General features: G+C 68.2%; 18 protein-coding genes. 17 read left to right on the forward strand and 1 reads right to left on the reverse strand.

The window, feature by feature from the left end:
* The first annotated feature begins 3 nt into the window (after positions 1–3).
* The 6 genes from VGV06_00505 (at position 4) to VGV06_00530 (ending at position 8,981) form a co-directional block, all read left to right on the forward strand.
* Positions 4–207, forward strand: a complete 204-nt coding sequence (locus VGV06_00505) for a hypothetical protein (GenBank protein ID HEV2053633.1) — start codon at positions 4–6, stop codon at positions 205–207.
* Complete coding sequence (locus tag VGV06_00510) at positions 204–3,221, forward strand: ATP-binding protein (GenBank protein HEV2053634.1); 3,018 nt, start codon at positions 204–206, stop codon at positions 3,219–3,221. The genes VGV06_00505 and VGV06_00510 overlap by 4 nt, the downstream gene beginning before the upstream one ends.
* Complete coding sequence (locus VGV06_00515; protein HEV2053635.1) at positions 3,218–4,621, forward strand: sigma-54 dependent transcriptional regulator; 1,404 nt, start codon at positions 3,218–3,220, stop codon at positions 4,619–4,621. The genes VGV06_00510 and VGV06_00515 overlap by 4 nt, the downstream gene beginning before the upstream one ends.
* Positions 4,622–4,706: 85 nt before the next feature.
* The gene (gene acs, locus VGV06_00520; GenBank protein HEV2053636.1) at positions 4,707–6,659 is read left to right on the forward strand and encodes an acetate--CoA ligase; all 1,953 of its coding nucleotides are present in this window, start codon (positions 4,707–4,709) and stop codon (positions 6,657–6,659) included.
* 203 nt (positions 6,660–6,862) lie between these two features.
* Entirely contained in the window at positions 6,863–8,233 is a 1,371-nt protein-coding gene (locus VGV06_00525) for an MFS transporter (protein HEV2053637.1), read from the forward strand.
* 337 nt (positions 8,234–8,570) lie between these two features.
* Positions 8,571–8,981, forward strand: coding sequence for a TraR/DksA C4-type zinc finger protein (locus tag VGV06_00530; protein HEV2053638.1), 411 nt, complete (start codon positions 8,571–8,573; stop codon positions 8,979–8,981).
* A gap of 7 nt (positions 8,982–8,988) precedes the next feature.
* On the opposite strand, the gene VGV06_00535 is transcribed toward VGV06_00530, so the two are convergent.
* A complete protein-coding gene (locus VGV06_00535) occupies positions 8,989–9,735 on the reverse strand; it encodes a glycerophosphodiester phosphodiesterase family protein (GenBank protein HEV2053639.1) in 747 nt (248 codons plus the stop codon).
* A 26-nt stretch (positions 9,736–9,761) separates the two neighbouring features.
* Here VGV06_00535 and VGV06_00540 point away from each other — a divergent pair, with 26 nt between their 5' ends.
* The 11 genes from VGV06_00540 to VGV06_00590 all read left to right on the forward strand — a co-directional run.
* Positions 9,762–10,394, forward strand: a complete 633-nt coding sequence (locus tag VGV06_00540; GenBank protein HEV2053640.1) for a lysophospholipid acyltransferase family protein — start codon at positions 9,762–9,764, stop codon at positions 10,392–10,394.
* Between the two features lie 24 nt (positions 10,395–10,418).
* Positions 10,419–10,898 carry a type II 3-dehydroquinate dehydratase gene (gene aroQ / locus VGV06_00545; protein ID HEV2053641.1) on the forward strand — a complete coding sequence of 160 codons (480 nt, stop codon included), beginning with the start codon at positions 10,419–10,421 and terminating at the stop codon, positions 10,896–10,898.
* Positions 10,899–10,990: 92 nt separating this feature from the next.
* Positions 10,991–12,154, forward strand: coding sequence for a sigma-70 family RNA polymerase sigma factor (locus VGV06_00550; protein ID HEV2053642.1), 1,164 nt, complete (start codon positions 10,991–10,993; stop codon positions 12,152–12,154).
* A gap of 18 nt (positions 12,155–12,172) precedes the next feature.
* Complete coding sequence (locus VGV06_00555; GenBank protein ID HEV2053643.1) at positions 12,173–13,696, forward strand: acyl-CoA carboxylase subunit beta; 1,524 nt, start codon at positions 12,173–12,175, stop codon at positions 13,694–13,696.
* Positions 13,697–13,718: 22 nt separating this feature from the next.
* A complete protein-coding gene (cobS, locus tag VGV06_00560; GenBank protein HEV2053644.1) occupies positions 13,719–14,468 on the forward strand; it encodes an adenosylcobinamide-GDP ribazoletransferase in 750 nt (249 codons plus the stop codon).
* 4 nt (positions 14,469–14,472) lie between these two features.
* Positions 14,473–15,081 carry a histidine phosphatase family protein gene (locus tag VGV06_00565; GenBank protein ID HEV2053645.1) on the forward strand — a complete coding sequence of 203 codons (609 nt, stop codon included), beginning with the start codon at positions 14,473–14,475 and terminating at the stop codon, positions 15,079–15,081.
* 271 nt (positions 15,082–15,352) lie between these two features.
* Positions 15,353–15,823, forward strand: coding sequence for a prepilin-type N-terminal cleavage/methylation domain-containing protein (locus VGV06_00570; GenBank protein HEV2053646.1), 471 nt, complete (start codon positions 15,353–15,355; stop codon positions 15,821–15,823).
* A gap of 17 nt (positions 15,824–15,840) precedes the next feature.
* Positions 15,841–15,975, forward strand: a complete 135-nt coding sequence (locus VGV06_00575; protein ID HEV2053647.1) for a hypothetical protein — start codon at positions 15,841–15,843, stop codon at positions 15,973–15,975.
* Positions 15,972–16,466, forward strand: a complete 495-nt coding sequence (locus VGV06_00580; protein ID HEV2053648.1) for a prepilin-type N-terminal cleavage/methylation domain-containing protein — start codon at positions 15,972–15,974, stop codon at positions 16,464–16,466. Before VGV06_00575 ends, VGV06_00580 begins: the two co-directional genes overlap by 4 nt.
* Positions 16,467–16,982, forward strand: coding sequence for a hypothetical protein (locus VGV06_00585; protein ID HEV2053649.1), 516 nt, complete (start codon positions 16,467–16,469; stop codon positions 16,980–16,982).
* A 5-nt stretch (positions 16,983–16,987) separates the two neighbouring features.
* A partial coding sequence (locus VGV06_00590) for a prepilin-type N-terminal cleavage/methylation domain-containing protein (GenBank protein HEV2053650.1) occupies positions 16,988–17,500 on the forward strand: 513 nt, incomplete at its 3' end.

The following is a 17,500-nucleotide window of genomic DNA, read 5'->3' on the forward strand; positions in this document are numbered from 1 at the left end:
CCAATGAAGGCCAGGGAACTCCTCGCCGCCTGCTTCCTCCTCTTCGGGGCCCTGCTCGTCTGGCCCCTCCTCACCATCGCCAACCGCCCGGTGCTCATCTGGGGCGTGCCGGCCCTCGTCCTCTACCTCTTCGCCGTTTGGGCCGCCATCGTGGCCGTGCTGATCGCGGCCGCCGTGCGCCGGCGGGCGCTGGAGGATAACGAGTGAGCTGGCTGAGCCAGCCGACCCTGCTGGCCATCGTGCTGGGCTACCTCATCTTCCTCTTCCTCGTCGCCTCAGCCGGCGAGACCTTCGCGCACCGCCTGGCGGGGGCGCGGATCCGCACCATCACCTACGTCCTCGCGGCCTCGGTGTACTGCACGGCGTGGACCTTCTACGGCAGTGTCGGCCTCGCGGCCAACCGCGGCCTCGAATTCCTCACGATCTACCTCGGGCCTGCCTGCGTCGCGCTGCTCTGGCCGGTCCTGCTGCGCAAGCTGGTCCGGGTCTCCAAGGAGCAGCGCATCACGTCGATCTCAGACTTCATCTCCAGCCGCTACGGCAAGTCGGCGAACCTCGGCACGCTCGTCGCCGTGCTCGTGGTGGCCGGGATGATCCCCTACATCGCGCTCCAGCTGCGCGCCGTGTCCGCGTCCTTCACCATGATCCTGCACGAAGGATCGGTCCTCAACGTGTTCGACCCGACCCTGCTCGTAGCCGTGACGCTGGCGCTCTTCGGTATTCTCTTCGGCGCGCGCAATCTCGACTTCACCAAGCAGCAGACCGGTTTGATGACGGCGGTGGCGGTCGAGTCGGTCGTCAAGCTGGTGGCCTTTCTCGCTGTCGGCGTCTACGTCACCTGGGGGCTTTTCGACGGGCCCGCCGAGATCTTCGGTCGCATCGCCGCCCACCCGGACTGGTCGCGCCTCCTGACGCTCGACCAGCCGCCGACGGCCTCGTTCGCGCGGTGGGCGGCGATGCTGCTGATCTCCATGATGGCCGTCATGTTCCTGCCGCGGCAGTTCCACGTCCTCGTCGTCCAGAACCCGCGCGAGCGGGACGTCAACGCGGTCGCGTGGTCCTTCCCGCTCTACCTGCTGCTCATCAACCTGTTCGTGCTGCCCATCGCCTTCGCGGGGCTCCTGGTCTTCCCGGAGTCGGGCGCCCAGGCGGACGGCTTCATCCTGCGCCTGCCGCTTCACTTCGAGAGCCACCTGATCTCGGTCGTGGTCTTCCTCGGCGGCTTTTCGGCCGCGACGGCCATGATCGTCGTGGAGTCGCTCGCGCTGTCCAAGATGGTCACCAACGACATCATCCTGCCCATGCTGCTTCGCAGGCGGAAGTTGGAGGATATCTACTGGGTGACGCTCTTCTACACTCGCGTGGCCATGCTCGTGATCGTCGGGTTCGGCTTCGCCTGGGCCCGGATCGAGCGCGGTCAGCTCCTGCTCGTCGAGATGGGCCTCCTATCCTTCATCGCGGTCAGCCAGTGCGCGCCGGCCATCCTGCTGGGGCTCTACTGGCGGCGCGGCAACCGGCGGGGCGCCGCGGCGGGCATTTCGGCAGGGTTCGCGCTGTGGTGCTACACGCTGATCATTCCGGCCCTGGTCAAGGAGGGGTTGGTCTCGGCGTCGGTGCTCGCCGATGGGCTGTGGGGGATCGCGTGGCTGAGGCCGACGGCGCTCCTGGGTTTGACGGGCCTGGATCCGACGACGCACGGGATATTCTGGTCGCTGTTCGTCAACCTGGTGCTCTTCGTGCTGGTCTCCCTCTTCACCGAGCAGGACGCCGACGATCGCGCCCAGGCAGCCGCCTTCGTTGGCGCGGCGGGAGAAGACAGGCAGCTGGCGGGCGCGCCGGCCATCCTGTCGGCGACCGAGATCGAGCGCCTCGTGCACCACTACGTGGGCGACGCGGAGGCCGAGGGCATCGTACGCGAGCTCTTCCGCGGCAAGGCGCCCGCGGATCTCTCCGTTCCCGAGCTGCTCGAGCTGCGGATCAGGTTCGAGCGGCTGCTGGCGGCCTCCCTCGGCGCCGCCGCGGCGCGCATGATCGTGGAGGACCACTTCACCATCTCGAAGGATGAGGCCCAGGAGCTCGTCACCTCCTTCCAGCAGATGCAGCAGTCGCTGCGCCTGACGGAGGAGGAGGTGCGGCGGGGCGAGCGATTGCTCGCCTCCGTGGTCCAGAGCGTGGACGACTGCATCTTCACCACGGGCGTGGACGGCCGCCTCGTCACGATGAACCTGGCCGGCCAACGTCTTCTCGGCCACCGGGAGCGGCGGATCGGCCGCATCGGCGTCCAGGACCTGCTGGGCCTGGAGGAGCGCGGCCGGACCGGCAAGGCCATCGCGCGAGCGGTCGAGGCGGGGCAGGGGTGGAGCGGCCAGGTGACCGCGCGTACGGCGAAGGGCCAGGCGTTCCCCGCCTACCTGTCGGTGCGCTGCATCTTCGACGCGGACGGGCAGATCATCGGCACGGTCGGCGTGCTGCGCGACTTGACCGAACAGGTCGAGACCCAGCGGCGGCTCATCCAGCGCGAGAAGCTGGCGTCGCTCGGGGAGATGGCGGCGGGCGTGGCCCACGAGATCAGGAACCCCCTGGGCGGCATCAAGATGGCGACCAACCTTCTCTCGTCGGGAGACCTGGGTGATGGCGCGCTATCGAAGGAGATGGCGCGCTCGATCCTGTCCGGCATCGTCGAGATCGAGCGCATCATCAACAGCCTGCTGGACTTCACCCGGGACACCAAGCTCGAGCGCGGCGAGTACGAGGTTCTCCGTATCCTCGACCCCGTCGTCGAGGCCGTGGGGGCCGAGGGGCGCGCGCGCGGCGTCGAGCTCAGCTACGGCCGGGTGGATCGGGACGTGGCGGCCTCGGCCGACGGCCAACGGCTGCGCCAGGTCTTCGCCAACGTCATGAAGAACGCCCTGGAGGCGATCGATCCCCGGCGGGTCGACGGCCGCGTAGTCGTCAACCTTCTCGCGGAGGAAGACCGGGCCGTGGTCGAGGTCATCGACAACGGCGCCGGCATCGCCCCTGAGGACCGAGAGAAGATCTTTTTGCCGTTCTTCACCACGAAACCCTCGGGCACGGGCCTCGGGATGGCCATCGTCAAGAAGATCGTGGATCTCCACGGCGGCGAGGTCGGCGTCGAGAGCGAGCCCGGGCGCGGCACGCGCGTGCGCATCTCGCTGCCCGCCGTGGGGCTCGCGCAACCCGTAGCGGGAGGCACGTCATGAAGCAGCGGCTGCTCCTGGTCGACGACGACGAGGTGTTCCTCCGCCCGCTGCACCGCACGCTCGAGCTGGCGGGTTACGAGGTGCTGCCGGTCCAAAGCGGCGAGGAGGCGCTCGACACCCTCAAGACGGAGGACGTGGACCTGGTCCTGACCGACAAGCGCCTGCCGGGTATGGACGGCGTGGCGCTTGTGCGCCAGATTAAGGCCGACCACGCCGACCTGGCCGTGGTCGTGATGACGGCCTACGGGACCATCGAGTCGGCGGTCGAGGCCATGCGGCTCGGCGCCGAGGACTACCTGGTCAAGCCCTTCGACGCGGCGGAGATGCTCCTCGTGATCCGCAGGGCCATCGAGTTCCAGGCGTTGAAGTCGGCCAACCGGCGTTCCATCCGGCGCAACCAGGAGCGTTTCACCTTCAGGAACGTGGTGGCGAAGAGCGCCGTCATGCAGTCGGTCTTCGAGACGCTCCGCTCCGTCGCCGACCTCGACACGACCGTGCTGATCCACGGCGAGACGGGGGTGGGCAAGGAGCTGCTGGCGCGGTCCGTGCACTTCTCCGGCGCGCGCCGCGACCGCCCGTTCGTGGCGGTCAACTGCGCGGCGATCCCGGCGGAGCTGTTCGAGTCCGAGCTCTTCGGCTCGCGCAAGGGCGCGTTCACCGGCGCCAGCGAGCACCGCCGCGGGCATTTCCAGATGGCCCACGGCGGCACGCTTCTGCTGGACGAGATCGGCGAGATGCCACTGCATCTCCAGAGCAAGCTGCTGCGCGCCATCGAGGAGAAGAAAGTCACCTCGGTGGGCGCGGACCGGCCGGTGGACATCGACGTCCGGTTCATCGTGACCACCAACAAGGATCTCCAGGCCGAGGTCGAGCACGGCGCCTTTCGGCGCGACCTCTTCTACCGTCTCTCCGTCATGCCCGTCCGCGTGCCCGCTCTCCGGGAGCGCCCGGAGGATATTGCGTTGTTGGCCCAGCACTTTCTCGAGGAGGCCGGCCGACGGCTCAAGCGCGCGGTCAAGGCCATCGCGCCGGAGAGCGTTCAGGCCCTGGTCCGCTACCCGTGGCCGGGCAATGTCCGAGAGCTCGAGAACGTTATCGAGCGGGCCGTCATCGTTTCCAAGGAGGACGTGCTGACCGCGCTCGAGCGCTTCCTCGGCGGGCCGGCCGGCGCGCAGGCGCCGGTGGACCTGTCCCTGCCGTTCCGCGACGCCAAGGCTCGGATCGTGGAGGAATTTGAGCGCGCCTATGTCGCCGGGCTGCTGGATGCCCACGGCGGCAAGCTGACCGCGGCGGCCAAGCACGCCGACATGGACCCCAAGAACTTCTCCGACAAGATGGCGCGCTACGGGCTCCGTCGCCAGGCCGCGGAGCCCGGCGACGGCGGGACGCGCGCCACTTGAAGTCGGCGGGGACTTGGTTTAGAAGATAGCGGGCGCGATGCCGCGCCGATCATCGACTCCACCCATCACGCGAGGCACGTCCAATATGGCGACCAAGGCAGCGGGCGGCGGCACCCCCATCGAGGCCCTCCTGAAGGAGAAGCGGAAGTTCGCGCCGCCGAAGGAGTTCGCCAAGCGGGCCAACGCCAGGAGCGCCTCGATCTACGCCCAGGCCGCGAAGAATCCGGTCAAGTTCTGGGAGGGGTTCGCCCGGGAGCTCGATTGGTTCAAGCCGTGGAAGAAGGGGCTCGAGTGGAAGGCGCCCTACGCCAAGTGGTTCGTCGGCGGCAAGCTCAACGTCTCCTACAACTGCCTCGACCGCCACATTAATACTGCCCGGCGCACCAAGGCCGCCCTTATCTGGGAAGGCGAGCCGGGCGACACCCGGACGCTGACCTACTGGGATCTCTACCGCGAGGTCAATCGCTTCGCCAGCGCCCTCAAGCGCTCGGGGGTCAAGCGGGGCGATCGCGTCACCATCTACATGCCCATGGTGCCCGAGACCGCGATCGCCATGCTGGCGTGCACGCGCATCGGCGCTCCCCACAGCGTCATCTTCGGGGGCTTCGCGCCGGACGCCATCCGCGAGCGGATCCACGACGCCCAGTCGACGGTGCTGCTCACGGCGGACGGCGGCTGGCGGCGCGGCGGCATCGTGCCTCTCAAGAAGAACGTCGACGAGGCACTCACGGAGTGCCCCGACGTCGGGATCGTGGTCGTGCTCAAGCGCACCGGCCAGCCGGTCAACATGCAGACCGGCCGCGACGTCTGGTGGGAGGACTTCGTCAAGGGGGCGGACGCCTACTGCGCGCCCGAGAAGATGGATGCCGAGGACATGCTCTACCTGCTCTACACCTCGGGCTCGACGGGCAAGCCCAAGGGTATCCAGCACACCACGGGCGGCTACCTCACCGGCGTCTACGCCACGACCAAGTGGGTCTTCGACCTGCACGACACCGACGTTTTCTGGTGTACCGCCGACATCGGCTGGGTCACGGGCCACTCCTACGTCGTCTACGGCCCGCTCGCCAACGGCACGACCACGGTCATGTACGAGGGGACACCGGACACGCCAGACAAGGACCGCTTCTGGCGCATCATCGAGAAGCACGGCATCACCATCTGCTACACGGCGCCGACGGCCATCCGCACCTTCATGCGCTGGGGCGACCAGTATCCGGGTCGCTGCGACCTCTCGAGCCTGCGGCTGCTCGGCTCGGTCGGCGAGCCCATCAACCCCGAGGCATGGGTCTGGTACTGGAAGGTGATCGGCGGCGGCCGCTGCCCCGTGGTGGACACCTGGTGGCAGACGGAGACCGGGCAGATCCTCATCACTCCGCTGCCGGGCCTGACCACGCTCAAGCCAGGCTCGGCGACCAGGCCCTTCCCGGGCATCGTGGCGGAGGTGGTCGACGACAAGGGCCTACCCGCCAAGACCGGCTACCTCGTGCTCAAGAAGCCATGGCCCGGCATGCTCCGCGGCATCTACCGTGACCCGCAGCGCTACCAGGCACAGTACTGGAGCCGCTACCCCGGCATCTATTTCACGGGTGATGGCGCCAAGGTCGACGAGGAGGGGTACTTCTGGCTCTTGGGCCGCGTGGACGACGTCATGAACGTCTCAGGCCACCGCATCTCGACCATGGAGGTCGAGTCGGCGCTGGTGGACCACCCGCTCGTGGCCGAGGCCGCCGTCATCGGCCGCCCACACGAGATCAAGGGGCAGGCCATCGCCGCCTTCGTCACCATCAAGGACGGGACGACGGGCACGAAGGAGCTGATGGAGGAGCTCAAGGGGCACGTGACCAAGAAGATCGGCGCGCTAGCGCGCCCCGACGACCTCTTCTTCGCCTCCGATCTGCCGAAGACCCGCAGTGGGAAGATCATGCGGCGGCTCCTGCGTGACATCGCCGAGGGCAAGGCGCTCGGCGACACGACCACGCTGGCCGATCCGGCGGTCGTGGCCCGGCTGAAGGACCAGTACGGGGAGGAGGAATAGGGCTCTGATACCAAGACGGCACGGCAAATTCACCAAGCTCGACGGCCGTTCTCGCGGCCCTGAGCCTCTGATTCTGGGTAGTTAGCCTGCACCCCCGGCTGGCACTGGCCGTGCTAGGGGATGAGGCACCTCCTGGGCGTCCATGCGGACGCAGGGGAGGGGGTTGAAACCGACTCCAGAGCACCTGACAACAGGGGAGGCCAATGGCGGCTCTTAACGTTACGGGCAAAGAGCTCCGTCGTGTCGTAATCGCCGCATCGGTGGGGAACATCATCGAGTGGTACGACTTCTACATCTTCGGCAGCCTGGCCTCGATCCTCGCGGTCAAGTTCTTCGACAAGACCAACCCGGTGGCGGCCTTCCTCAGCACGGTGGCCATCTTCTCGGTCGGCTTCCTGATCCGGCCGCTGGGGGCCTTCGTGTTCGGCTGGCTCGGCGACAAGGTGGGCCGGAAATACACCTTCATCGTCACGCTGACCGGCATGGGAGTGTCGACCGCGGTCATCGGCATGGTCCCCACCTATGCCCAGATCGGTCTCTCGGCGGCCTTCATCCTCTTCGGCCTCCGGCTGATCCAGGGCCTCTGCCTCGGCGGCGAGTACGGCGGCGCCATCACGTACGTGGCGGAGCACATCGAGGACAAAAGGCGCGGGTACTATACGGGCTGGCTCCAGACCTCACCCACGCTCGGCATCGTCCTATCGCTGGCTGTGATCATCGGCACGCGGGGCTACATGGGCGAGGCTGCCTTCGCCGAGTGGGGGTGGCGGGTGCCGTTCATCATCTCCCTCCTCCTCGTCGCGATCGCGATCTATATCCGCCTCACGCTCGCGGAGACTCCGGTCTTCCAGGACATCAAGGCGAAGGGGCAGACCACGACGAATCCCTGGCGCGAGGCCTTCCTCAGCAAGAACTTCAAGTACATCGTGGTCGCCAGCATCGTCGTGCTGGGGCAGGGATGCGTCTGGTACAGCGGCCAGTTCTGGGCGCTCTTCTTCCTCCAGAAGGTCAAGAACGTCGACGTGCTGTCTTCGAGCTACATCATCGGCATCGCGCTGCTGATCGCCACCCCGACCCTTATCTTCTGGGGCTGGCTCTCTGACAAGGTCGGGCGCAAGCCGATCATCCTGGGTGGCATGGCCCTGGCGTCCATCACGTACTACCCGCTCTACACCGCCCTCGGCAACTACGCCGATCCCAAGGTGGGCATCAACTACCCGATGTCGATCCTGATCGTCGTGATCCTGGTCAACTACGTCGGCATGACCTACGGCCCGATCGGGGCGTTCCTGGCCGAGTTCTTCCCGGGTCGCATCCGCTACACCTCGGTGTCGGTGCCCTATCACATCGGCAACGGCTGGGGCGGGGGTCTCGTCCCGATCATCACGACCGCGTCGTACGCGTCCGCGGTGCAAGCGGGTTCCAGCAATCCCCTGCTTTACGCGCTGATCTATCCCATCGCGCTTCCCGCGGTCATGTTCCTGCTCGCCCTGTTCCTGATGCCCGAGACACGGAAGAACAGCATCTGGGCGGAGGGGTCCGCGACCCTGCACCAGTCATCGCATAGGGCATAGGGCGGCTGGCTCCGCCGGCATCAAGCAGACGGCCCCGGGGGACCCTCCTATAGGGATCCCCGGGGCCCAGTCGTTTTAGCGTCCCGGCGTGTCCGTTCCCTCCTCAAGTCCTGCCGATCCTGGGTACTGTCTTCACTATTTGGCGGTCCGGGTGACCTTTTTTCCCACCCAATAGGGGCACTTTGCCCGGCTGGACCGGATCAATTCGCTTTCTGGCCAGAATATTCCCCATTTTTGGCCGTCTCTCTCCACGAAGGCTGCGGCATGGGGCTTGCACTCATCCAAGCCAGCCGGGCGGGGGCAGCCAGAGGGCGAACCGCCCAGGGGGGAGACCAACGTGGAAGACATCAAGAAGAAGCTGGAAGCGGAACTGAACCGGACGGTCGAGCGCATCCGCCACATGGGCGGGACGGCCACGTCCGTGCAGACCATGAACGCGCTGGGCGACACGAGCCAGCTGGCCGACGAGGTCGACGTGATCCAGATCAACGAGGATCGCGAAATGAGCTTCGCCACGCGGAGCCTGCTCGTGGAGCGCGCCAACCGGCTGGCCGAGGCGCTCGAGCGGCTGCGGGACGGCGAGTACGGCGTCTGCCAGGAGTGCCGCGAGGCCATCGCGCCCGCCCGCCTCAAGGCCATGCCCGAGGTGATGACCTGCGTGCGCTGCCAGGACCGCCTCGAGCGGATGACGCGTCACATGGCGCTCGTCGGCGCGGGTGTTGACGAGGACGAGCCGGAGGACGACTAAGCGACGACTACAGCCGGTCGACCCGAGCACGCACGAGCCCGGGCCGGTCGGTGAGGATACCGTCAACGCACCAGCCGATGAGCCGGTCCGCGAGGGCCGGCTCGTTGACTGTCCAGACATAGCAGCTGAGCCCCGCCGCCCGGATTGTCTCAACGTCCGCCGCTCGGAGCACCTCCACCGACGGGCATAGCGCATCAACCGTTCCGGTTGCCGGCAGCGCCGCGTCGAGCGGGCCCGCGCTCCAGAGCGCGCCGAGCGGGACGGCGGGGCTGAGCGTCCGTACGCGGCCGAGGGCCTCCCGGTCGGCCGACTGCACGAGCGAGCGCTCCACGGCCTCGTAGATCTCCAGCGTCGAGACGATGCGCTCCTCGATAGCGCTCCCCGCGGCGGCGCCGTCGGGCAGTTCGATCCAGAAGCGCGTGCGGTCGCGAAACCGCTCGAGCACCTCCTGAAGCGTCTGGATGCGCTGGCCGCCGAAGCGCGGCCCCTTCCACCTGCCGACGTCGAGCCGCTTGAGCTCGCGGACGGTCAGCGAAGCCACGGGGCCCCAGCCGTCGGTGGTCCGCTCGAGCGTGGCGTGGCCGAAGACCACGGGATGGCCGTCCTTCGACACTCGCACCCGCAGCGCGAGCGCGTCGGCGCCTTCGGTCAGCGCCGCCTCAAAGGCTGCGATGGTGTGCTCGGGCGTTTCGGCCGACGCGCCGCCGCGCGCGATCACGATCGGCTTTCCGGCTGAGCGCTCCATTGTCTCCATCGCGATCTCCGTGGCACACTCTGGCCGTGCGCACTCCCGTCCTGGACACCCTCCGTCCCTTCATCCGGTTCGGGGCCCGGATCTACTGGCGGATCCAGCTCGAGGGCATCCAACACATCCCGACGGACGGGCCGCTCATTATCGCGCCCAACCACGTCACGTACGCCGACCCCGTCCTGGTGTCGCTGCCCATCCATCTCCGCGTGCACTTCATGGCGTGGGATGCGCTGTTCGAGGTCCCGGGCCTCTCCTGGCTGATCCGCCGGCTTCGCGCCTTCCCGGTGCAGCTGAAATCGGCCGATCCCCGCTCCACGCGGGAAGCCGTCCGCCTGCTCCAGACGGGGCAATGCGTGATGATCTTTCCCGAGGCCGCGCGCAGCCCAGACGGCCGGCTCCAGCGCTTCCGCCCCGGCGCCTTTCGCCTCGCTTCGTCGCTCCAGGTGCCGGTGCTGCCGGTGACTATCCTGGGTGGTCACGACTCGTGGCCCCCAGGACGCGTCCTGCCCCGACCCGGAAGGCTCACCATCGTCTACCACCCGGTCATTTTGCCGCCCAAGGAGCCCGACGCGCGTGTGGCGGCCCGGGTGCTGGGGCGTCAAGTGCGCGACGCCATCGCCTCGCGTCTGCCGGCCGCGCACCAGCCCGAGGCCGATGCGTAGGGGCCAGTGTATACTTTCCCCGCCATGGCACGTTCATCGGCTGCCCTTGTCCTCGTACTCCACGGGCCCAACCTCAATCTCTTGGGGACGCGGGAGCCTGCCGTCTACGGCCGCACGACCCTCGCACAGCTCGACGGCAAGATCCGGCGCCACGCAGTGCGCCGAGGCGCCAAGGCGGTCTGCCGCCAGTCGAACCACGAGGGCCAGCTCATCGACTGGATACAGGGCGCCGCAGGCGAGGGCTTCCGGGCCATCGTCATCAATCCCGGCGCGCTGACCCACTACTCCCTCGCGCTGCGCGACGCGGTCTCCGCCGTTTCCGTGCCCGTCGTCGAGGTCCACCTCTCGAACCTCCACGGGCGGGAGGATTTCCGTCGCCATTCGGTGATCGCAGCCGTGGCGCGGGGACAGATCGCGGGCTTCGGCCCCGCCAGCTACCTCCTGGGCGTGGACGCGGCGCTCCAGTCGGCCGCCGCGGGCCGGCCGAGCCGGCGCCCGCGGTGAATGTCGGTCCCCCTTCCGGCGTCTAATCCGCGTCGTGGCGGGAGGCGTGGGGGCCGCCAGGGGCGCCTGTGACGCCGCCCGCGGATCCGCCGATGCCACCCGACGGCGCAGGCTCTCCGGGCTCCGCGGACCTGGACGAGCGCCTCCTCATCGAGCGGTGTCGCGCGGGTGACATCGCGGCGTTCGAGCCCCTGGTGGAGAAGTACCGGCAGCGCGTGTGGCGCCTGGCCTTCCAGGTGCTGCGCGATCGCGAGGAGGCATGGGATTGCGCTCAGGACGCCTTCGTGCGGGCATTCCAGTCGCTGGCATCGTTCCGGGGCCACGCGGCTTTCTACACCTGGCTCTTCCGCATCGCCATGAACGTGGCGACCGACCGGCTGCGCGCCCGGAGCGCCCAGGCACGCGCGTTCGGCAGCCAGCCAGTGCCCGCGGAGGAGTGGGAGCGCACGGCGCTGGATCACGGGGAGCGGCCCGACCAGGCCGCGCTGGGCGCCGAGCGGCGCCTGCGCATCCGCCAGGCGCTCGATACCTTGCCGCCCAACGCGCGAACCATTATCATGCTCAGTGACGTCGAGGGACTCTCGTACCGCGAGATCGCATCCGTGCTCAACTGCCCAATCGGAACGGTGATGTCGAGGCTTCACAACGCGCGCAAGCGGCTGCGGAGCGCGCTCGGGCCCATGCTGCTCGTGCTCGTGTGTCTCGCGGCCGCGCTCGCGGGCGTCGCCGCATGGTCGCCGGCCTCGGGTCAAACGCCTCCGCCGGCCCCGGTCGCGGCGCCTCCGCCCGTCACGGCGCCTCCGAAAGGCACGGTCCACTTCGAGGTCAGGGTCCTGCAGGCCTCGAACCCTCCCGCTCCTCAGCCCGCGGCGGCCGGCAAGCAGGCGCCGGCTCCCGCCGGCCCCGCCGTCGGCAAGATGGACGAGCGCCTCAAGCAGATCGTGCCGCGGCTGAGCAAGCTCTTCCGCTACAGTGACTACACGCCGCTCGAACATCACAATGTGGACGTCGAGTTCGGCGCCTCCAGGCGCCTGCCTGCCCCGGGCGACCGCTCGCTCGAAGTCACGCCGATGGACCTCCAGGGCAAGTCGGTCCGCATGCAGGTGCGGCTGCTCAAGGGCGAGAAGTCGGTCATGACCTCGAACATCGTCGCCGCCCCGGGCGCGCCTGCCATCGTCGGCGGCCCGCGCCACGGCAACGGTGTGCTCATCATCATCATCTGGGCGGATCCGATCACCGCGCCCCCGGCGAAGTGAGCGGGACGGGGGCCGGCCGTGAGTGAGGAGCGCTACTTCCGGGAGCGCGCCCGCATCGAGCAGGGCCACGTCAAGTACCGCGACAAGCTGAAGGACGAGGGCAAGCTCTTCGTCCGCGACCGTCTGAAGCTCCTCCTCGACCCGGGCTCTCCGTTCCAGGAGGACTTCCTCTTCGCCCGCAACCTGGAGGCGGATACGCCCGCCGACGGCGTGGTCACCGGTGTCGGCACCGTGGGCGGGCGCACAGTCTGCATCATGGCCAACGACTACACGGTCAAGGCCGGCTCCTGGGGTGAGAAGACGGTGGCGAAGATCGTGCGCATCCAGGAGCGGGCCCAGCGGCTGCAGGTGCCGCTGCTCTATCTCGTGGACGCGGCGGGCGGGCGCATCTCGGAGCAGATCAAGATCTTCCCCGGCCGCTTCCATGCCGGGCGCATCTTCTACAATGAAGTCCAGCTCTCCGGCGTCGTCCCCCAGGTGTGCATTCTCTTCGGCCCGTCGCCGGCCGGCTCTGCCTACCTGCCGGCTCTGACCGACTGCGTGATCATGGTGGACGGTAAGGCGAGCCTGTACGTCGGCTCTCCCCGCATGGTCGAGATGGCCATCGGCGAGAAGGTCTCGCTCGAGGACCTCGGTGGCGCACGCATGCACTGCTCGGTGTCGGGCTGCGGCGACATCCTGGCGGGCTCCGACGAGGACGCGATCGAACTCTGCAAGCGATACCTGGCCTTCATGCCCCAGTCGTATCGCGAGCGGCCGGCGAGCACCGAAGCCCGCGAGGCCGTGCCGGGCAGGCCGATCGAACAGATCGTCCCGTACGACCAGCGCAAGTGGTTCGACATGTACGAGGTCATCGATCGGGTCGTGGACGCAGGCTCCTTCTTCGAGATCAAGCGGCTCTTTGCCCAGGAGATCATTACCGGATTCGCCCGCATCGGCGGCCGCGCAGCCGGCATCGTCGCCAACCAGCCCAAGGTCAAGGGCGGCGTGCTGATGGTGGACTCCTCCGACAAGGGCGCGCGCTTCATCTGGCTCTGCAACGCGTTCAACATCCCGCTCGTCTACCTGGCCGACGTCCCGGGCTTCATGGTCGGGGCCAAGGTGGAGCGCGCGGGCATCATCCGCCACGGCGCCAAGATGGTCTTCGCCACCTCGCAGGCGACGGTGCCGAAGATCTCCGTGGTCGTGCGCAAGTGCTACGGCGCGGGGCTCTACGCGATGTGCGGCCCGGCCTTCGAGCCCGACGCGGCGCTATCCCTGCCGCAGGGGCAGGTGGCCATCATGGGGCCCGAGCCGGCGGTCAACGCCGTCTACTACAACAAGATCATGGAGCTGCCGGAAAGCGAGCGCGCGGCTTACGTCCGGGAGAAGCGCGCGGAGTACGTCCAGGACGTGGACATCTACAAGCTCGCCTCGGAGATGCTGGTGGACGGCATCATCGCGGGGTCGGAGCTGCGCGGCGAGCTCATTAAGCGGCTCGAGTACGCCCAGGGCAAGCAGCTCGAGTTCCCACCGCGCAGGAATCCCGTTCTCCCCGTCTGAGTCCCTTCGCCTACGGCACGCGGTGGGCTACCTGATTCTTGCGGTCCGGTTTCTGACCATCGTGCCCGTGCCGGGGCGCGAGGCGACGGGCGCGGGGGCGCTGGGGCGTGCCGCGTGGTGGTTTCCCGCCGTGGGCGTGGCGCTCGGCGCCTGCCTCGCCGCGGCCGACCAGCTCCTCGCGTTCCTGTTCCCGCCGCTGCTGGGAAGCATACTGGTCATTGGGCTGTGGAAGGTTCTTACCGGCGGCATCCACCTCGACGGTCTCGCCGACGTCCTCGACGGCCTCGCGGGCCGCGACGCCGAGCGACGGCTCGCCATCATGCGGGACAGCCGTATCGGTGTCTTCGGCGCCGCCGGCATCGTCCTCTGCTTCCTGATCTCGGCAGGCGCGCTCGACGCGCTGCCCACGGGCCGCCATCCGGCCGTGCTGTTGCTGGCGCCGGCGGCAGGCCGCCTCGCGCCGCTTCTGATCGGCCCGTTGTTCCCGGCGGCGAGCCCTGGTCAGGGGGTCGGCGCGGCCTTCCTCGAGGGTCTGTCGCCGTGGGTGGCGCCCGTGTCCATCTCGGGCCTCTGGATCCTGGCAGCCGCGCTCCTCGGGCCGTGGGGCGGGCTCCTCTTGAGCCTCGCCCTTGCGAGCATGCTTCTCTGGGCGGTGTTTGTGGCCTCCCGCCTCGGTGGCCTCACGGGCGATGCGCTCGGCTCGTCCGTCGAGGTGGGCGAGCTCGCGACGTTGGTCGCCGCCGCGGCCCTGATTCACCTGCGCGTCATCTAAGACCGTGCGGACGACCATCTACCTTGTCCGGCACGGCAGCGTGGTGGGCGCCGAAACTCGGCGGTTCATCGGCCATCTCGACGTGCCGCTTTCGCCGATGGGCGAAGCCGAAGCGGCGGCGCTGGGACGGCGGCTCGCGGGCGCCAAGCTCGCCGCGGCGTATTCCAGCGACCTCGCGCGCACGCGACGGACCGCCGAGATCCTGACGGCGCCGCACGGGCTCGAGGCCGTCCCGCTGCCGGAGCTCCGGGAGTTCTCCATGGGGCGCTGGGAGGGCCTGACAGCGGCCGAGATCCGGGCGCTCGACCCCGCGGCCTTCGAGGCGTGGATGGCCGACGTCGGCCGATTCCAGTTTCCCGGGGGAGAGAGTCTGACGGACGTCTCGGCGAGGGCTTGGCCCGCGTTCGAGGGCATCGCTGCCCGCCACCCGGGCTCTCGCGTCCTAGTCGTCGCACACGGCGGCCCGAACCGCATCGTCATGTGCCGGGCGCTGGGCATTCGTCCCGAGCGTATCCTGGCGCTGGGTCAGGACTACGCGGCGCTGTCCGTGCTCGAGCGGGGCCCGTCGGGCTGGGCCCTCCGGCTGCTGAACCACCGCGAGCCGCTGCCATAGCGCCACCGGCCCGCAGTCTGCCGCGCTCCGTCCCTGAGGGCAGCAAGCGCGCTCCATCCAGGGGCATCCGCCGAGCCCCTCTCGGGTGACACTCTCCGTCGCCCGGGTGTCGCGGTGGGTCCACCCCCCCACTGATGGCGAGCCCCGAGCCACGCCACCGTTTTAGGAAGCTTTTTCGAACAGTCACTTACAGGGCGTTTGCGGTGGCGGCTCGCCGGTCCCGAGTGGCATCGGCCTTGCTATGTCTCTAGCAGGAGACATATAGTCACCCATGAACAGACTCGTGCGAGGCATCAGGATCTCCCCAAGCCAGGCCGGTTTCAGCCTGGTCGAGCTCCTTGCCGCCGTTTTCGTCATCTCTCTCGGTCTGGTGGCGGTCGGGGCGGGCTTCGCCACGGCCATCCAGGGCGTCGAGACGAGCCGCCAGCAGCCGACGGCGACCTTCCTGGCCGAGCAGCGCCTCGAACAGATCCGCGCGACGGCCCTCGGCAACTCGCTGGCCGCGTGCATGGGCTTCGCCAATATCACACCTGGCTGCTTTCCCGACCAGGCCTACGGTGCGATCCCGAACGCTCCAGGGTACCGCACGCACGTCATGATCACCGATTCCCCCCCCGTCAACGGCAACATCGCCCGCAAGCGGGTGGACGTCGAGGTCTTCTACCGGCCGATCGTGGCCTGGGGAGCGCTCACTACCGAGCGCAGCGTGCGGCTGTCCACCCTCATCGCGAACCACACATGAGTCCCCGTGTCGCGGCCTTGAAGGTGGTCGGCCTGAAGAGCGCCACCGCCACCGCGAACAAGGTCGACGCCCAGGCGAACGCGCGCATGGGCATCGACCGTGTCATCGAAGAGATTCGCGAGCCGGGGTACTTGCCGGAGGCAGGGGCATGATTCGGGCGGCTCATGGCGTGGCGAGGAAGGCGGGCGGGCGCCCCTTCCGAGAGGCCGGCTTCAGCCTCACCGAGCTGGTCGTAGTCATCGCCGTCGTCGGCGTGCTCTCCGTCATGACCGTCCCATTCTTCGTTCGCTACTATCAGGCGGCCGCGGCGCGCGCGGATGTCCAGCAGGTCATCACGCTCTTCAGCCAGGCCCGCGCGCTCGCGGTCAAACAGAACGATAGGGTCTGCGTCACCATGCCGACCAACACGCAGATGGTCTTGCGCCTGAGCACCTGCGCCGGCACTGTCTGGACCGGCCCGGGCACGGACGGCGCCGGCAACATCAAGCTGCCGCAGGGATTCACCATCGGGCCGCTCAACAACGTGACCTTCGACTACCTGGGCACGGCGGTGGCGGCGACAACCTACACCATGACCAACTCGACCACCTATGAGACAAACACGATTTCCATCGCGCTCAGTGGCCGGGTGACGAGTCCGTAAATGCGTCGCGCGCTCCGATTCGTCGCTGCGGACCAGGCCGGGATGTCGTTGGCGGAGATTCTAATCGCCTGCGTCATCATCGCCGTCGGCCTGGTCGGCCTGCTCTCGGCCGTACCGTCCGCCAGCTACGGGATCCAGGAAGGCCGGCAACTGTCGACGGCAACCTTCCTTGCCAATCAGCGGCTCGAACAAGTAAGCAACGCGCGGTGGACGCAGTGTCCGGTGGCCGATACCCTAGGCGTCTCGGCGTCGGCATCCGTCGCTCCGACCTCCGGAGCCCTCACCACCTTCCCGGACGAGAGCCCGATGGCTGCGCCCTACGGCGACTACACACGGACCGTTCGCATCACCGCCGCCCAGCCTGCGGATCCCTGTCCCGGCGGCGTCGGCGGCCCGAACGTCGGGCTCCGGCAGGTCGTCGTGACCGTGAGCTACAGGCCATCGACCGCCACCGGGGTCGCGGCCGCCGGCACCACGAAGAGCGCCATCGTCACCATGCTGATCGCCCAGCGGTGAAGGCCATGTTCCTACTCGTACGTGATCAGCGCGGTTTCACGTTGGGGGAGCTGCTCGTCGTCATCGCCATTCTGGGTCTCATGCTGGCCGGGCTCTTGACTGTGCAGATGGCGGGCCAGCAGTCCTACCTCATCGGCTCCCACCGTGTCGAGGCCCAGCAGAACGGGCGCATCGCGCTCGAGCTGATGGTCCGCGAGCTCCGCTCAGCCACGGTCGTGACCGCGATCCCGAGCGCCACGGACATAAGTTTCCAGTATAAAGACGTGCAAGGCGGGGTTGAAATCCTCCACACGGTTCGGTACCAGCTCGCCGGCGCCGTGCTCAACCGAACCTTTGACGGTGTGACGACGCCGCTCATCGGCGGCGTCGTGACCTTCAACCTGACATACTTCTCGGCCTATGTCGGCTCCACCAACACCGGGACTCCGGCCGCGGATAACACACAGGTCAGGCTGGTCCGGGTGCAGCTCGTGACCGGCACCGAGGAATCCGTTGCCAGCTATTCGGACTCGAACCAG

The sequence above is a fragment of the Candidatus Methylomirabilota bacterium genome (genome assembly GCA_035936835.1).
Lineage (GTDB): Bacteria > Methylomirabilota > Methylomirabilia > Rokubacteriales > CSP1-6 > AR37.